Origin of the sequence: Marinobacter sp. R17, from assembly GCF_003789045.1 — a bacterium.
Classification (GTDB): Bacteria; Pseudomonadota; Gammaproteobacteria; order Pseudomonadales; family Oleiphilaceae; genus Marinobacter_A; species Marinobacter_A mangrovi.
The window spans coordinates 56,324-71,159 of record NZ_RHGZ01000005.1 but is presented as its reverse complement, the minus strand read 5'-3'; the positions used below and the strand labels follow the sequence as shown (position 1 = coordinate 71,159).

General features: G+C 64.5%; 12 protein-coding genes. 1 reads left to right on the top strand and 11 read right to left on the bottom strand.

All coding sequences use genetic code 11. From position 1 onward, the window contains the following. Position 1: 1 nt before the first annotated feature. The 4 genes from EB809_RS05460 to EB809_RS05445 form a co-directional block, all read right to left on the bottom strand. Positions 2-1,522: a putative bifunctional diguanylate cyclase/phosphodiesterase gene (locus EB809_RS05460; protein ID WP_123633813.1), complete on the bottom strand. Its 1,521-nt coding sequence runs from the start codon at positions 1,520-1,522 to the stop codon at positions 2-4. A gap of 91 nt (positions 1,523-1,613) precedes the next feature. Beyond that, the gene (locus EB809_RS05455; protein WP_123633812.1) at positions 1,614-1,808 is read right to left on the bottom strand and encodes a hypothetical protein; all 195 of its coding nucleotides are present in this window, start codon (positions 1,806-1,808) and stop codon (positions 1,614-1,616) included. Between the two features lie 75 nt (positions 1,809-1,883). Then, positions 1,884-3,869, bottom strand: a complete 1,986-nt coding sequence (locus EB809_RS05450) for a ribonuclease R family protein (protein ID WP_123633811.1) — start codon at positions 3,867-3,869, stop codon at positions 1,884-1,886. Between the two features lie 396 nt (positions 3,870-4,265). Continuing rightward, positions 4,266-4,826: a hypothetical protein gene (locus EB809_RS05445; RefSeq protein WP_123633810.1), complete on the bottom strand. Its 561-nt coding sequence runs from the start codon at positions 4,824-4,826 to the stop codon at positions 4,266-4,268. Positions 4,827-4,928: 102 nt separating this feature from the next. Here EB809_RS05445 and EB809_RS05440 point away from each other — a divergent pair, with 102 nt between their 5' ends. Further along, positions 4,929-5,285, top strand: coding sequence for a hypothetical protein (locus EB809_RS05440; protein WP_123633809.1), 357 nt, complete (start codon positions 4,929-4,931; stop codon positions 5,283-5,285). A gap of 6 nt (positions 5,286-5,291) precedes the next feature. Here the strand turns inward: EB809_RS05440 and EB809_RS05435 are convergent, their stop codons facing one another. The 7 genes from EB809_RS05435 to EB809_RS05405 form a co-directional block, all read right to left on the bottom strand. Next, complete coding sequence (locus EB809_RS05435) at positions 5,292-5,741, bottom strand: DUF411 domain-containing protein (RefSeq protein ID WP_123633808.1); 450 nt, start codon at positions 5,739-5,741, stop codon at positions 5,292-5,294. 120 nt (positions 5,742-5,861) lie between these two features. Beyond that, positions 5,862-8,597: a heavy metal translocating P-type ATPase gene (locus EB809_RS05430; RefSeq protein ID WP_411711060.1), complete on the bottom strand. Its 2,736-nt coding sequence runs from the start codon at positions 8,595-8,597 to the stop codon at positions 5,862-5,864. Positions 8,598-8,833: 236 nt separating this feature from the next. After that, entirely contained in the window at positions 8,834-9,274 is a 441-nt protein-coding gene (locus EB809_RS05425; protein WP_123633807.1) for a MerR family transcriptional regulator, read from the bottom strand. Positions 9,275-9,353: 79 nt separating this feature from the next. Next, a complete protein-coding gene (locus EB809_RS05420; RefSeq protein ID WP_123633806.1) occupies positions 9,354-9,680 on the bottom strand; it encodes a hypothetical protein in 327 nt (108 codons plus the stop codon). Positions 9,681-9,759: 79 nt separating this feature from the next. Next, the gene (locus EB809_RS05415) at positions 9,760-12,030 is read right to left on the bottom strand and encodes a putative bifunctional diguanylate cyclase/phosphodiesterase (RefSeq protein WP_123633805.1); all 2,271 of its coding nucleotides are present in this window, start codon (positions 12,028-12,030) and stop codon (positions 9,760-9,762) included. A gap of 183 nt (positions 12,031-12,213) precedes the next feature. Continuing rightward, positions 12,214-13,164, bottom strand: a complete 951-nt coding sequence (locus EB809_RS05410) for an AEC family transporter (protein WP_223807826.1) — start codon at positions 13,162-13,164, stop codon at positions 12,214-12,216. 6 nt (positions 13,165-13,170) lie between these two features. After that, a complete protein-coding gene (locus EB809_RS05405) occupies positions 13,171-14,439 on the bottom strand; it encodes an HD-GYP domain-containing protein (protein WP_123633804.1) in 1,269 nt (422 codons plus the stop codon). Positions 14,440-14,836 lie beyond the last annotated feature (397 nt).

The following is a 14,836-nucleotide window of genomic DNA, read 5'->3' as shown; positions in this document are numbered from 1 at the left end:
CCTAGCGCACCTCTTCGCCGGCGTCGGCGGACTGCAGCAGTCCGCTGGCGGGCACGGCCTTCAGCAGGTCGTCCACCGCCTGGGGCCGGCTGAACAGGAAGCCCTGACCGTAGTGGGCACCCATGCCCAGCAGGCAACCCAGTTCCGCCTCGGTTTCAATGCCCTCGGCCACCACATCCAGCTCCAGTCGCTCGCACAGCGTCAGGATCATTTCCAGGATGGCCCGTTTCTCGTTGTCGTGATCCAGCCCGGAGACCAGGCTGCGGTCGATCTTGAGCTGATCCAGGGGCAGGTTGCGGATGTAGGCCAGCGACGAATAGCCCGAACCGAAGTCATCCAGCGCAATGGCGATGCCCTGCTTGCGCAGGCGGTGGATCAGGTGGATGGCCACGTTGGGGTCGGCCATCACGGCGGTTTCGGTCAACTCGATTTTCAGCCGCCGCGGATCGGCGTCGGCGGTTTTGAGGATCTGCAGAATCTGGTCGGCCAGGTTGGGGTCGTGCAGCTGGGTCGGTGACAGGTTCACGCTGAGGGTAAAGTCGTCGCCGAAATGCTTCTGCAGGCGGGCGTCCTGCATCAGCGGCACGGCCTGGCGCATCATCTGGTCGCTGAGCGGACGAATCAGGCCGGTGCGTTCGGCCACGGGCACGAAGACCGAGGGCGAGATCAGTCCGCGTTCGGGATGACGGATGCGCGAGAGCACTTCAAAGCCGGTCACCTGGCCGTGCTGCAAATCCACCAGCGGTTGCAGGAAGGTCTCCAGCCAGCCCCGGCGCAGGGCCGAGCGGATGGTCTGTTCCATGTCCAGGCGGCCGTGGCGCTGGGCGCGCATGGTGTCCTCGAACAACACGAAACTGCCGGTGCCCTTGCTGCGGGACTCGCCCAGGGCCGCGCGGGCGGCCTGGATCAGGGTGTGGGTGGTATCGGGACCTTCCGGGCGCACCCGCGCCGCCGAGGCCACCGCCGACAGCCAGACCTGGCGCTCGCCCAGGCTGAAGGGGTCATCCAGGGCGTTCATGATGTGCTGGGCCCGCAGACGCAACTTGGGTTCGCTGTCCATGGGTACCACGAACGCGAGCGTGCCGTCGGGCAGGCTGGCGACCAGTTCGTTGGTGGCCAGGGTGCGCTGCAGGCGTTCGCGCAGGGCAGTGCGCAGTTGCCGGGTCTCCCGGGCATCGAGGGTTTCGGCAATCAGGGTGCGGTTGGGAATGCTCAGCAGGATCAGCGACAGGACCGGGGTGTCGGCGCCGCGCAGGCGACGGTCGAGCTGTTCTTCCAGATAATCGGCGTTGGCGAAGCCGGTCTCGGTGTCCAGGTACTGCTGGTCGTGGATCGCCTGGTCCATCACCGCAAGCAGATGATGGACCGTATCCATCAGTTGCAGCATATCGGCGTCGTCGGAGTCCGACACCACCGGCACAATATCACCCCGGGCCAGCCGCTCACGCAGCTGGCGGGTGATGTCCTGTATGTTCTGCCGGAATAAGGCGTCGCTTTCCCTGTACTCACTGTCCCTGGACACTGACTCTCACCTCTGCCGGATTGCACCGGATTCAAGACGGATACATCACGTGGCGTGGTGCGGCGTTACCAGTCTGTTGGAAAACCGGGTTTTATTCTTCTGGTTCGTCTTCGATGTCTTCAGGGTGTTCGTGCCGATACCGTTCCCAGTCTTCCCAGTCATGAGGCGTCCCGGCGTGGGGCCGCTTCAGGTGACGGGCGTGGTCGAGTGCCCGACCGCGCAGGCTGTGGTCTTTCTCGTCCTCTTCGTCGAAGCCGTACTTCTTGAGGAATTCATCGGGTCGCATGGTTCACCTCCTGAGGGGTGGTGCCAGGCTGTTTTGGGGACGTTCATTCGACTATGAGCGTCCCACTCGGTCTTTTCAAGAGCGTTCTGCCGGGTCCGGGGTCTCGCTGTCGCCGGTTTCCGCCAGTTTGAGCTGCACCTGACGCTTGTCCGCATCCACGCCGGCAAAGGTCACGGTGACCGGCTGGTCGAGCTGGAAGATACGCTCTTCCGGGCCCGTCAGGCGCAGGGTCACCGGGTCGAAGCTGTACTTGCCGGTCATGTCCCGGGTGGTCACGAAGCCCTCAATACCGTTGCTGTCCAGACGCACAAAGAAACCGGCTGAGGTGGTCCGGGAAATCACACCGGTGTGGGTCTGCTTGCCCAGTTGCGGCGCGTACAGTGACTTCAGCCACTGTTCCAGGGCGTTGGCTGCCCGGCGGGCGTTGAACTGGGCGTCCTGCAATGCGGCCATGGCCTCGGCGTTCATGTCCGCCTTCTTGCCATTCCACAGGGCGGCCCGCAGCAGGCGGTGGACCTGGAAGTCGGAATATTTGCGCAGCGGCGACGTAAAGGTGGTGTAGGCGGGCAGCCCCATGCCCTGGTGCGGGGCCGGGGTGGCCGAGAGCTCCGCCCGGGCCAGCTGGCGCATCAGGATGGATTTGACCGGGACCTCGGCCTCGAGCTTTTCAGTCGCCCGCATCAGCTCGCGGAAACCCTCGGCGCTGGTGATGTCCAGTTCGGTCAGTTCGGGCGCATAGCGCTTGAGCAACTCGCGGATGTTGTCGAGCCGATCGTCCCGCAGGCCGGGATGGGTGATGAACAGGCCGTTCGGGCTATTCGCCTCGAGCGCGCTGGCTGCACAGCGGTTGGCGGCGACCATGCACTCTTCCACCAGTCGGTGGGCTTCGTTCTGCTGGGACGGCTCGATGGTGCGGATATGCCGGTTCTCATCCAGGCGCAGGCGGAATTCCGGGCGATCCTGGCTGAGCAGGGCGTGTTCCTCGCGCCAGCGGCGCAGGGCGTTGGCGGCTTGCGCCAGTTGGTCGATATTGGCACTGACCGCGTCCGGCAGGGCCTGGATCTCTTCGTCGCTGCGCCCGGCAATCACGCCGTCCACCAGATCGTAGCTGAGCTTACCGTGGGAGCGGATGACCGCTTCCTTCAGGCTGAATTCGCCCAGTGACCCGTCGTTGTTGACCTGGATGTCGCACACGACCGCCAGCCGCAGCACGTCCGGCACCAGTGAACACAGTTGGGTGCTCAGGGTGTCGTGCAGCATCGGCCGCGGCTCGCCCGGGAAGTAGATGGCGGTCGCGCGCCGGCGGGCCTCCCGCTCGACCGGTCCGTTCACCTGGAGCAGCGCGGTGGGGTCGGCGATGGCGACGGACAGGGTCCAGCCGGTGGCGTTGGGAATGGCGCAGAGGGCGTCGTCCATGTCCTGGGTGCTGGGGCTGTCGATGGTCACGAACGGGTCGCCGGTGCGGTCGTCGCGGCCTTCGGCCAACTGCGCCACCCGATCCTCGTTGAGCTGCTCCAGCTCGTCTGCGGCGTCTTGTGGCCAGTCTTCATTGAGGTCGTACTGGGCCAGGGTGACGGCGCGCTCGATGCCGCTCCGGTCAGGCTTGCCCAGCACGCGCAGGATACCGGCCTGACCCTTGCCGTCTTTCACCGGATGTTTGGCCACCTCGCAGTAGATAAAGTCGCCCGGCTCGGCCCCGGCACGCTGCTTGGGCGGAATGAACAGCCAGTGATTGAGGCCGGGGGTTTCCGGCGCCACGAAATGCCCTTTGCCGCGGACCTTATAACGACCCACAAAGGTTTTCAGCGGCGATTCCAGCAGCTTGTCTATCTGGCCATAGGTCTTGCCCTTTTCGCCTTCGTGTTCGGTGACCTCGACACGGTCGCCGGGCAGCACGCGCTGCATCTGCTCCTGGGGCAGGTACAGGTCACGGCCGTCGTCCAGAGCCACGAAGCCGAAACGGCCGTTGGTGGCCTTGACTGTGCCGGGGTGAACCACCTTGTTGGCTTCGATGTCGGTTTTGAGCTGGCGCAACTGCGAAAGGGCGTCGGCGTTTAGCATGCGATGGAACCTGACTGGCGGGAACTTGAAAATGGACCGGCAGTATACCGGTTATGGCGCGTGTCGTCAGATGGGAAATGGTGACGATCGTGCAACCGCACGTTGGACCTTCCCTGGGTTGGCGTCCTAGTGTCCCGTCTGGTTAATTCGTTGACCTACTGCGTACCGCTGACGTCTCTGGCCAAGGCGCCAGCCCGCCGGTGTGGTGGTTCCACATCCAGGGTTGGCAACGCAGGTCCAGAGGCGTCAGCGGTGCGCCCTTCGGGAGCGCCTGAACGCTTTGATAGCGGTGTTGCGGCAGCTCGATTTGGAACCACCAAACCTTCGCTACCGCGCCTTGCTCTCAAAGCGTTCAGGCGCTCAGAAGATCAGCGAATTAACCAGACGGGACACTAGCTACCAGCCCAGACCGAAGTGGGGATCCGTCATAAACATAACGCCGGTGTAGGCGCCGGCCAGGGCCAGGCTGGCGGCGAAGGTCACCAGACTCCAGTGCAGGGTGTGCCGGGCATCGCGTCGGGCCAGACCGAGACCGAGGATCACCCCGATCAGCGCCACCAGCAGCAGCGTCAGCGCCAGGGTGACCTGGTTGACGGTCCGGATGGCGACGTTGTTATCGTCGCCGAGGTCCAGGCTGGCCCGGGTCTGGGGCGCCTGGATGCTGTAGCGATAGAACGGCCAGAAGCGGCCGCAGCGCAGCACGACCGGCTCTCCCAGAGCCGCTGGCGTGCGGCCGGCGGCGGGTAGCAGCTGGGTACCGCAGTCGGCGTCCAGCCGATCCAGTTCCGGCGTGTTGACGTTGGTGAACGTCAGGCTGGGGCTGAACAGCGCCTCGCCCCGGAGTTGGAACAGCGCGTATTCCGCCAGGCTGAGGCTGTAGCTCAGGCTGCCGTAGAGAAACAGCCCGATCAGGAGTATCTGCAGTCGTTTCGGGCGTTTGCCGGTGATATTCCGCATGATCCCGCAGGTCCTCGGTCGCGCTCTGGCAGCAGGTGGCAGTCCAGGGAATGTCGGCCATACTGTGGACAAACGATCTGCATCCTGCCGGGAGTCTCAAAAATGATAAAGCCCACCGCAGTTTACGCGATCTTGCCGCTTGTCGTCTTCCTGGGCGCCTGTGCCGCGCCCCCGGACCAGCCACCGCAGAACCGGAAGGTGGCGGACGGCCCGCGGGGTCAGTTTGAGTGCGCCGATCGTAACAGCAACGACTACATTGACCGGGCGGAGCTGGTCTACTTACGCCAGTGCGGCGTCGGCGAGGACCTGCGCTGCGGCTCAGTCCCCGACACGATGGCGCCGATCCCGGCCAAGGACGAGTTTGAAGGCGGCCGCCGGATGCTGGAAGTGATGGACGCGGACGGCGACAACCGCATTAGCAAGCTGGAATTCCGCGCCCACTGCAACAGCAATCGATAGAACCCGTCAGTCGTACCGGGCGAACGGGCGGGTCTGGCCGTCCGCGTTGAACAGCAGCACCTGATAGGCGTCGCGACGGTTGCCCATGTCCATACCCGGTGAACCAATCGGCATGCCGGGCACGCTCAGTCCCCGCGCCTTGGGCGCCTCGGCCAACAGCCTGTGAATATCCGCTGCCGGCACGTGACCCTCGATCACATAATCCCCGATGAACGCGGTGTGGCAGCTGGCCAGATTGCGGGGCAGCCCGGCATCCGCCTTGATGCGGTTGATGGCCGTGGTGTCGTGGGCGGTCACCTCAAAGCCGTTGTCCTTCAGGTGGCCGATCCAGGCCTCGCAGCAGCCACAGGTCGGCGACTTGTAGACGGTGATGGCCTCCCCGGCCGCAGCCAGGGTGCTGAGCAGGGTGGCGCCGCCGAACAGGGCGGCGCGCAGCAGTGGATGTGACGCTTTCATGGAAATGGCCTCAGTGGTGGTGATGGGAGGAATCGCCAACGGACGGGCCGCTCAGCCAGAACCAGTAGACGATAAAGGCGGCCAGCAACAGGCCGGCGCCATTGATCAGTAACGTGCTCATCAGGAGGCCTCCTGGTGTTTACCGGGTTTGAAAAAGCGCAGCCGGTTGGCGTTGGAGACGACGGTCACCGACGACAGGGACATGGCCGCCCCTGCCAGGATCGGACTCATCAGGATGCCCCAGACCGGATACAGGATGCCGGCGGCGATCGGAACCCCGAGACTGTTGTAAGCAAAGGCCCCCAGCAGGTTCTGGCGGATATTGCGCACCGTAGCCCGGGAGATCTCGATGGCATCGGTGACGCCCTGCAGGGAACTGCGCATCAGGGTGATGGACGCGCTCTCGATGGCCACATCGGTGCCGGCACCGATGGCAAACCCAACATCGGCGGCGGCCAGGGCCGGGGCGTCGTTGATGCCGTCGCCCACCATGGCCACACGCCGCCCCTCGTCACGCAGCTGTTTGACGATGCTGGCCTTGTCTTCCGGCAATACGTTGGCATGCACCTCGTCGATACCGGCCTGACGGGCAATCGCCCGGGCGCTGGCTTCGACGTCGCCGGTGAGCATCACGACTCGAATGCCCTGGTCGGTCATGCGGGCGATGGCCGCCTTGGAGTCGTCCTTGATGCGGTCGGCGACACCGATGACACCCAGCGCCTGGGCGTCCCGGGCCAGGAACAGCGGTGTGCCGGCATCGTTCGAGATGGCCTCGGTCGCGTCGCTCAGGCCTGACAGGTCCACGCCTTCGCTTTCCAGCCAGCGGCGGTTGCCCAGACGCAGTGTCTGGCCGTCGGCCTGGGCCGTGACGCCCTGGCCGTTCAGGGCTTCGAAGCCGCTGCTGCTGAACCGTTCCACCCTCCGCTCATCGGCGGCGGTCAGGATCGCCTGCGCCAGCGGGTGTTCGGAGTGTTGCTCGAGGCCGGCGGCCAACCCCAACAGCTCGTTCTCGCTGACACCGTCCGCTGGCACCAGCTGGGTGACGCGGGGCTTGCCTTCGGTGATGGTGCCGGTCTTGTCCAGCACCACCGTGTCGAGCTGGCCGGCCAGCTGCAGGGCTTCCCCCTGACGGATCAGGATGCCGTGTTCGGCGGCTTTACCCACGCCGACCATCACCGACATGGGCGTGGCCAGCCCCAGCGCACAGGGGCAGGCGATGATCAGCACCGTGGTGGCGGCCACCAGCATGTGCGCCGCTGCCGGGGCCGGGCCGACGTTGTACCAGACCAGCGCTGCGGCAATGGCGATGAGCAGGATGGTGGGCACGAAAATCGCCGAGATCCGATCCGCCAGCCGGCCGATGGGTGGTTTCTCGCCCTGGGCCTTTTTCACCAGCTGGATGATCTGGGCCAGGGCGGTTTCCGAGCCGACCCGGGTCGCCTGGCACACCAGCGCGCCGCTGCTGTTGATGGTGCCGGCGGACACCTCGTCGTCTTTGGCCTTGTTCACTGGCATGGGCTCACCGGTGAGCATGCTTTCATCGATGCGACTTTCGCCGTCGATGACCACCGCATCCACCGGGACCTTTTCGCCGGGGCGCACGCGGAAGTGATCGCCCACTTGCACCTCTTCCACCGGGATGTCGACCTCCTGACCGTCGCGGATGACCCGGGCGGTGCGGGCGCGCAGGTCGAGCAGACGGCGGATGGCCTGTGACGTCCGGCCTCGGGCGCGCAGTTCCAGCGCCTGGCCGAGGTTGATCAGGCCGATGATCATGGCCGACGCCTCGAAATAGACATGCCGGGCGGCTTCCGGCAACAGCTCCGGCGCCAGCACGACGCCCATGGAATAGAGCCACGCGGTGCCGGTGCCCAGGGCGATCAGGGTGTCCATGTTGGCGTTGTGATGGCGAAAGGCCTTCCAGGCGCCGGTGAAGTAATGGCCGCCGGCCAGCACCAGCACCGCCAGGGTGACGGCCCCGACAATCAGCCAGCCAATGCGGGTGTCGCCGTTAACGGCCATGGTGCCGCCGAATAGCCCCCAGGCCATCAGGGGAAGACCCAACCCCAGGCCCACGGCCATCTTGGTCAGCAGAGTCCGGTATTCCTTTCGGCTGGCGGCTTCCTTCTCGTCATCCACCGCATCCTGGTCGTGAATCTCGCTGGCGCCGTAGCCGGCGCTGCTGATGGCCTGGATCAAGGCATCGGTGCTGGCATTCCCCTGGGCGGTGGCGGTCAGGTCGGCCAGGTTCATGCGCGCCTCGGTCACGCCTGGCACCCGCTGCATGGCGGTTTCGATGGTGCGTACGCAGGAGGCACAGGTGGCGCCGGTGATCGACAGGTGGATCTCGCCATCGTCGGCGTGGGAGCCGCTACTCGATCGGTCTTGGGGTGACGTGGCGGCGGATGTTGCGGGCTCGGGCGGGCCGCTGTCCGCCTCTTCGGTATCAACGGCGTCCGCCCGTTGTGCCGGATAGCCCGCGTCGGAGATGCGCTGGACGGCCTCTTCCGCGTCGATACCGGCCGGCAGGGTAACGGTCTGGCTCGCCAGGTCGACATCAATATCATCCGCTGCGTTTACCAGTGGTGTCACCGCCTCCCGGATCTTCTTGACGCAGCCCTGGCAGGAAGCGCCCTGGATGGCGAGCTTGACAGTCGCTTCGCCTTCCGCGCTCTGCACGGGATAGCCGGCCTCGGTGATGCGAGCCGCCGCGGCATCCAGATCCGTGCCCGCGGGCAGGGTGACCGTCTGTTGCTCGAGATCGACCGTCACCGTGTCGGTGGAGTCCACCAGCGGCGCCACGGCGTCGCGGATTTTTCGGACGCAGCCCTGGCAGGAGGCGCCGCGGATGGTCAGGGTCTCGCCGGCTTGCGCCTCGACGGGCCGGGCCGGATACCCGGCGTCGATCACCCGCTGGGCGGCTGCTTCGGCGTCGGTGGCTTCCGGCAGGGTCACGCGCTGCTGGTCCAGGTCGACGGTGACCTGCTCCGGATCGGACACCAGGTCGGTCAGGGACTCGCGGATCTTGCGCACACAGCCCTGACAGGAGGCCCCCTGGATGGCCAGTTGGGCGGGATGTCGCGTTGCGGTGTTCATGCGTGCCCTCCTTGTTTATCGGTGTTCGCCTCGGAGTCGTCCCAGTGCTCGATCAGGCGGCATATGGTGTGGCCGTCCGGTGTGCCGTCGGGCATGGTTTCCCAGGCGGCCATGGCATCGCGCATGCGGTTGCGCAGGGCTTCCAGTTCGGCCAGGCGGGCTTCCACGTCCTGCAGGCGGCGCTCGAAAATGTCGCGCACCATGGGGCAGGGGGAGGTGTGATGGTCCGCTTCCCCCAGGATGGACTGAATTTCGCTGAGCGCGAATCCCAGCTGCCGCGCCTTGCGGGCGAACTGCATGCGCTGGAGGTCGTCGCTGGAGTAGATGTGGTAACCGTTGTCCGGGTTACGCTCGGGATGCAGTAACCCCTCCCGCGTGTAAAAACGCACCGTCTCCGGATTCACGCCTGCGGCGCGGGCCAGCTCGCTCACCTTCATGGGACACTCTCCCCGATGGATTCAGGGACAGTTTAAAACCCTTGAGCAACTCAAAGGTCAAGGGTTTTCTGGGCAAGCGTCAGCGGGATTGGCGGGCGCGCAGGACGATGCCGCAATGCCGGCACTGATCCGGCGCCTGCAGTTTGGCCTGCCAGCCGATGCGATGGTCGCAGGCGGGGCAGCGCAGACGCAGCTGCAGCACGATGATCGGGACAATCAGCAACACCAGCAGCGGACCCAGCGCGCCCCAGTCCTGGCCGCTGGACAATCCCAGTTGGCTGCTGAAGACCAGCAGGATCACCAGGGCGACAAAGGCAAAGATAAAGTAGCGGCGGTTCCAGCGTTCCCAGCGCCGGACCTGTTGGTCCTGTTCGGCTGTCAGGTAGTGCGGGGAGGAGGTACTCATAGTGCTCCGACCGGGATAAATGAGTGCGTATCTTATCGTGGTTTACGCGTGAACGCCGCGTTGCGTTCACCGGAGCGGGTCAATCGGGCTGGTGCAGCGGGTTGGGCAGTTGGAAGCCCCGGCTGACCAGTGCCTCCAGCTCCGACGCCGGCATTGGGCGGCCGATCAGGTAGCCCTGGGCCAGGTCGCAACGGTGGGTATTGAGGAAGTTGAGCTGGGCTTCGGTTTCGATGCCTTCAGCGGCGACCTGGATGCCCAGGTTGTGGGCCAGGTTGATCACCGCCCGGGTGATGATGGCGTCGTCGTGGCGTTCGGTCACCCGGGTGATGAACGAGCGGTCGATCTTGAGCAGGTCCACCGGGAAGTCCCGCAGGTAGGCCAGTGAGGAATAGCCGGTACCGAAGTCGTCGATGGCCAGGTGCACGCCAATCTGGTGCAGGCGTTTGAGTTGGTCCAGGTTGTGCTCGAGGTTGTCGATAAAGATTTCCTCGGTCAGCTCCACTTCCAGCTTGTCGGCCGTGACGTTGTTATCGCGCAGGGCCCGTTCGATGTTGCTGACGAGGTCCCGGTCTTCCAGCTCGCGTCCGGACAGGTTGATGGCGATCCGCAGGTGGTCGAAGGGACCGCCCTGCCAGGCGGCCAGCTGGCGACAGGCCGCCATCGCCACCCAGCGCCCGATATCGGTGATGCGACCGCTCTCCTCGGCCAGCGGGATGAAGTCCACCGGTGGCAGCAGACCGCGGGTCGGATGCTGCCAGCGGATCAGCGCTTCCACGCTGCCGATCTGCTGGGTGGCCAGATCCAGTTGAGGCTGGAAATGCAGCACCAGCTGATCTTCGCTGAGGGCGCGGTTCAGGTCCTTGTCCAGTTCCAGCCGGCGCACTTCCCGGTCCTGCATGCCCTCGGTGTAGAACTGATAGTGATTGCGGCCGTTTTCCTTGGCCCGGTAGAGGGCGACGTCGGCATTGCGCAGCAGGATATCGGCATCCAGTCCGCTCTGCGGGTAGATGGCCACGCCCATGGTGGCGGTGATCTGATGGCTCTGTTCCTGGACCTCGAACGGGTCCACGAAGCATTGCTTGATCTGGCCCAGCAGCGCGATGACGTCGTCGATGTCGTCGATGTGCTGCTGGCAGATCATGAACTCGTCGCCGCTGGAATAGGCCACCAGCACCCGTTCGCTGCTGAGCTGGTTCAGGCGCTCGGCCACCTTGATCAGCAGTTCGTCGCCGAATTGGTGGCCGAGGGTATCGTTGAGGATCTGGAAACGGTCCAGATCCAGCATGATCAACGCGACCTGGCGGTACTGGCGGTCGGCGATGGCCAGGGTGTGGGTCAGGTCTTCGACGAAGAAGCGGCGATTGGCCAGGCCGGTCAGGCTGTCCGTGGATTCGATTCGGGCCAGATCCTGCTGCACCGACTCACGCTGATAGATTTCGTTTTCCAGGGCGCTGCGGGCGTGTTCCAGTGCCCGGTTGCGGCGCATCACCGCCTGGGTCAGCCACACCAGCAGGCTGATCAGCAGGCCGAGGATCAGGAAGCTGACCAGGGCAAGGTCCGGCCAGATGCCCTGGTGGTCTGTGGTCCACTCACGGGTTGGGGTGATCCGGAGCGTCCATGCCAGGCCCGGCACCGACAGCGTGGCTTCCTGCGACAGACGGCCGGCGATCGGGCTGTCGGGTTTGTTGGTGTAGCGGACCTGGCCGTCTTCTTCGATATCGACCTGGAAGTTGTCGTGGATGCGGGGCGTGATCAGGGCTTCGGCCAGACCTTCCATACGGAAAACACCGGCGATGAAGCCGTGCCGGCCCCCTTCGTCGTCAACGATAGGGGCGTAGATGACAATGCCGGTGCCGCCCTGGCGCAACTCGATGATGCCGGAAAAGTCGGCCACACCGGTGCGGGCAGCCTGCTTCAGGCTGGCGAGTCGCTCGGCGTTGAAGGCGACGTTAAAGCCGACCACATTCTCGTTGCCCGCCAGGGGCGCCACCCAGCGAATGCGGTAGTCGGGAGCGATCCACTCGATGGCCTGGTAGTGGCGAAAATCCCGCAGGTAGTGTTCGGCGTCCTCCTGCCAGATCTCCCGGGGCATATTCGGGCTGGCAGCCCGGCGTTCCGCCATCCGGCGCAAGGCATGGACATGGGCGGTAAAGTCGGAGGCCAGTTCCCGCGACAGGGCGGTGGCCTCGGCATCCAGGGTCAGTTCCATCTGGTGCCGGACCTGGCGTTCGATGCCCTGCCAGAGGACCGTCGCCAGCACGATAAACGTCAACAGCAACACGGCCGGTAATGCGGGACTGACCACCACCCGCATGAGCCCGGTGTACCATCTGGACGTCTCGTTATGCATGGAACTCCTGAAACACGACATTTGTTTGTTGTACTGTCCTCACATTCTCGGCCAGTACAATGAATACTTCAGTAGAGTTTACAAGTATTTGCAATTCATGTGTCTGTAATTTGTAGGAAGTCTCGGGATCGTGGTGCCAAATTGGCGGAACCTGTCGCGATAAGCGCCAGACATGCTCGATCTCTAAATAAGGCCCAGAGTCCGGAGGGCGTAGATCCCCACACTCAGGCTGATCGGCGCCAGCAGGGTCGTCAGGGCCACGATACTGGCGGCCAGCTGGTGATTGCCCCCCATGGTGCGGGCCATGACGTAGCTGGCAGTGGCCGTGGGCGAGGCAAACATCGCAAACAGGGTGCCCAGCTCCATGGGTGAAAAGCCGAAAGGCAGCGCCGCCAGGGTGCCTGCAATCGGCAGGACGACGAGTTTCAGGGCGGTGGCCACGAAGGCGGTCGCGGTGCCATGGCTGAGCGCGTCCAGGCTGAGCGTGGCGCCCACACAGAGCAGGGCCAGCGGCAGGGTCATCTGTCCGAAATAGGCGGCGCTGGTCAGAATCAGGTCCGGCACTGGCACCTTGAAGGCGGCCAGCGTCAGGCCCAGCAGGATGCTGATGATCAGCGGGTTGCGGGTGATGCCCCGGATAATTTGGCGCCAGGACGTGTGCTGCCGGCCGCCGCTGGCGGTCAGGGCGTAGACCGACAGAATGTTATAGGCCAGCGTAATGCCGGCCAGCAGGACCGAACCGACCGCCAGCCCCGTATTGCCATAGAGGCTGGCGCAGACGGCGATGCCGATGATGCCCAGGTTGCCGCGAAACGCGCCCTGCACAAAAACACCCCGATCCGGTCCGGAACCCGGCCACCAGGCACTGACGATCCAGAGCAGGACAAAGCTGGCCACGGTCACCGTCACACCAAATCCCACCTGCCGGGGATTGACCAGGCTGTCCAGATCCAGGTTGACCAGGCTGGTGACGATCAGCGCGGGCAGGGCCAGGTTGAACACCAGGCGTGAGCCGGTTTCCACAAAGGCATCGTCGATCCACTTGAGGCGGCGCAGGAACCAGCCAGCGGCCATCACCAGGAAGATCGGTGCCGTCACGGACAGTGAAAACAGCAGGTTATCGAGATAGCTCACGGCGCCTCAGGCTGATTCAGTAATGGTCTCAATACGGCCTGACAGGGTGACTCCGTAGGCGCCATCCGGAAGGGGGGCGGTAATGGTGTAGAGCTGGCCGCTTGTGGTGCGGGGTTCGTCTTTGAGATCGATGGTCTGGGGCGGGACGGACTGTTTATCGGGCCCGAGCAGGATCTCTACCCGCGGGCGTAGTTTATAGGATGGGTGGTTGGAAATCACCACGGCCACTTCGCCGGAATTGAGCTCCACCAGGCTGCCAGGGGGATAGACGCCGATCATGCGGATAAAGGCTTCGATCATGCCGGCATCGAACTGACGGTCGCGCTCGCGGTAGAGGATGCGCATGGCGTCGGTGGTGGGCAGCCCGGCGCGGTAGCATCGATCGCTGGTGATGGCGTCAAACACGTCGACGATCGCCACCAGTCGTGCGAAACGGCTGATCTGCCAGGCTTGCAGGCCGCGGGGGTAGCCTGCGCCATCGAGCCGCTCGTGGTGGTCGAGGCAGACGGTGGCCACGATCGGGTCCAGGTCCTGTTGCCGCAACAGATCATGGCCATGGCGGGTGTGCTGGCGAACGATCTCCATTTCGGCCGCGTTCAGGGCGCCGGGTTTGTTGAGCACCCGGTGCGGCACCTGCATCTTGCCGATGTCGTGCAGCAGCCCGCACAGCCCGGCGGTTTCCATGTCCACCGTCGACATCCCCAGGTAGCGGGCAAACGCCATGGCCAGGATGGCGACCCGCTGGCAGTGCTCAGCGGTGTAGGCGTCGCGATGCTTGATGCGGTTCATCCAGAACATGGCGCTGGGGTTGGCGGTGATGCTCTCGGCGCAGCGCTGGATCAGGGGGCGGGCCATCGACAGATTCACGTCGACGCCGCTCTCGACCCGGTCCAGCAGGTCACGGACATAGTCGCTGGTGGATTCGAAGACTTTCCGGGCGCGGGGCAGTTCGACATGGATCGGATGCTGTTCCGGCATGGGCTCGTCACGCCGGCGCCGCTGGATTTCGATCTGCTCCAGTACCGGTGTCAATTCCGTCGACAGGGCTTCCACCCAGACCCATTCGCAGTGCTGGCGGAGGATTGCGAGCTGGTCCGCGCGGTCGATGGTGAAGCCCTGGAACAGCACCGGCACTTCGGTCCACGGGCGATCCAGCTTGATGACGCGCATGCCGATGCCCAACAGATCCACCGGAATCCGTGAACGAATCAGATTGTCGACGACGCGACGGGAAGCTTTGACGGGCTTTCGGTTAGGTTGACGTCTGAACGGCATGACGCGACCGATCCTGACAATGAGCGTACGGTCAGTATTGCACGGGATCGGTCGCGTGACTGTGCGTTTGACGATGTTTTATACAATTATGCCGCGGTTGGGCGGTTCAGAAGCCGATACCCGGCCCGGCCGTATAGGCTGATGCGACAATGAACAGGGCTGTGACGGCCGCAATCTTGGCGAAGGAAACCAGTTGATCGACCATGATGCACCTCCGTTGTGGGGGCGCCGGGGCGGTGTTCCTCACCTGCCGCCGGCGAAGACGGATCGGGGCGTCGGGGAGACACTGAGTGATTGTCTCCGGGACCGGTTACCTCCAGCTTCTCGCAAGAATAAGACCGTTTGATGAAAAAGTGGTCAGCAACGATCGGGTTGGCGGACGAACTTCAGGTCCTGC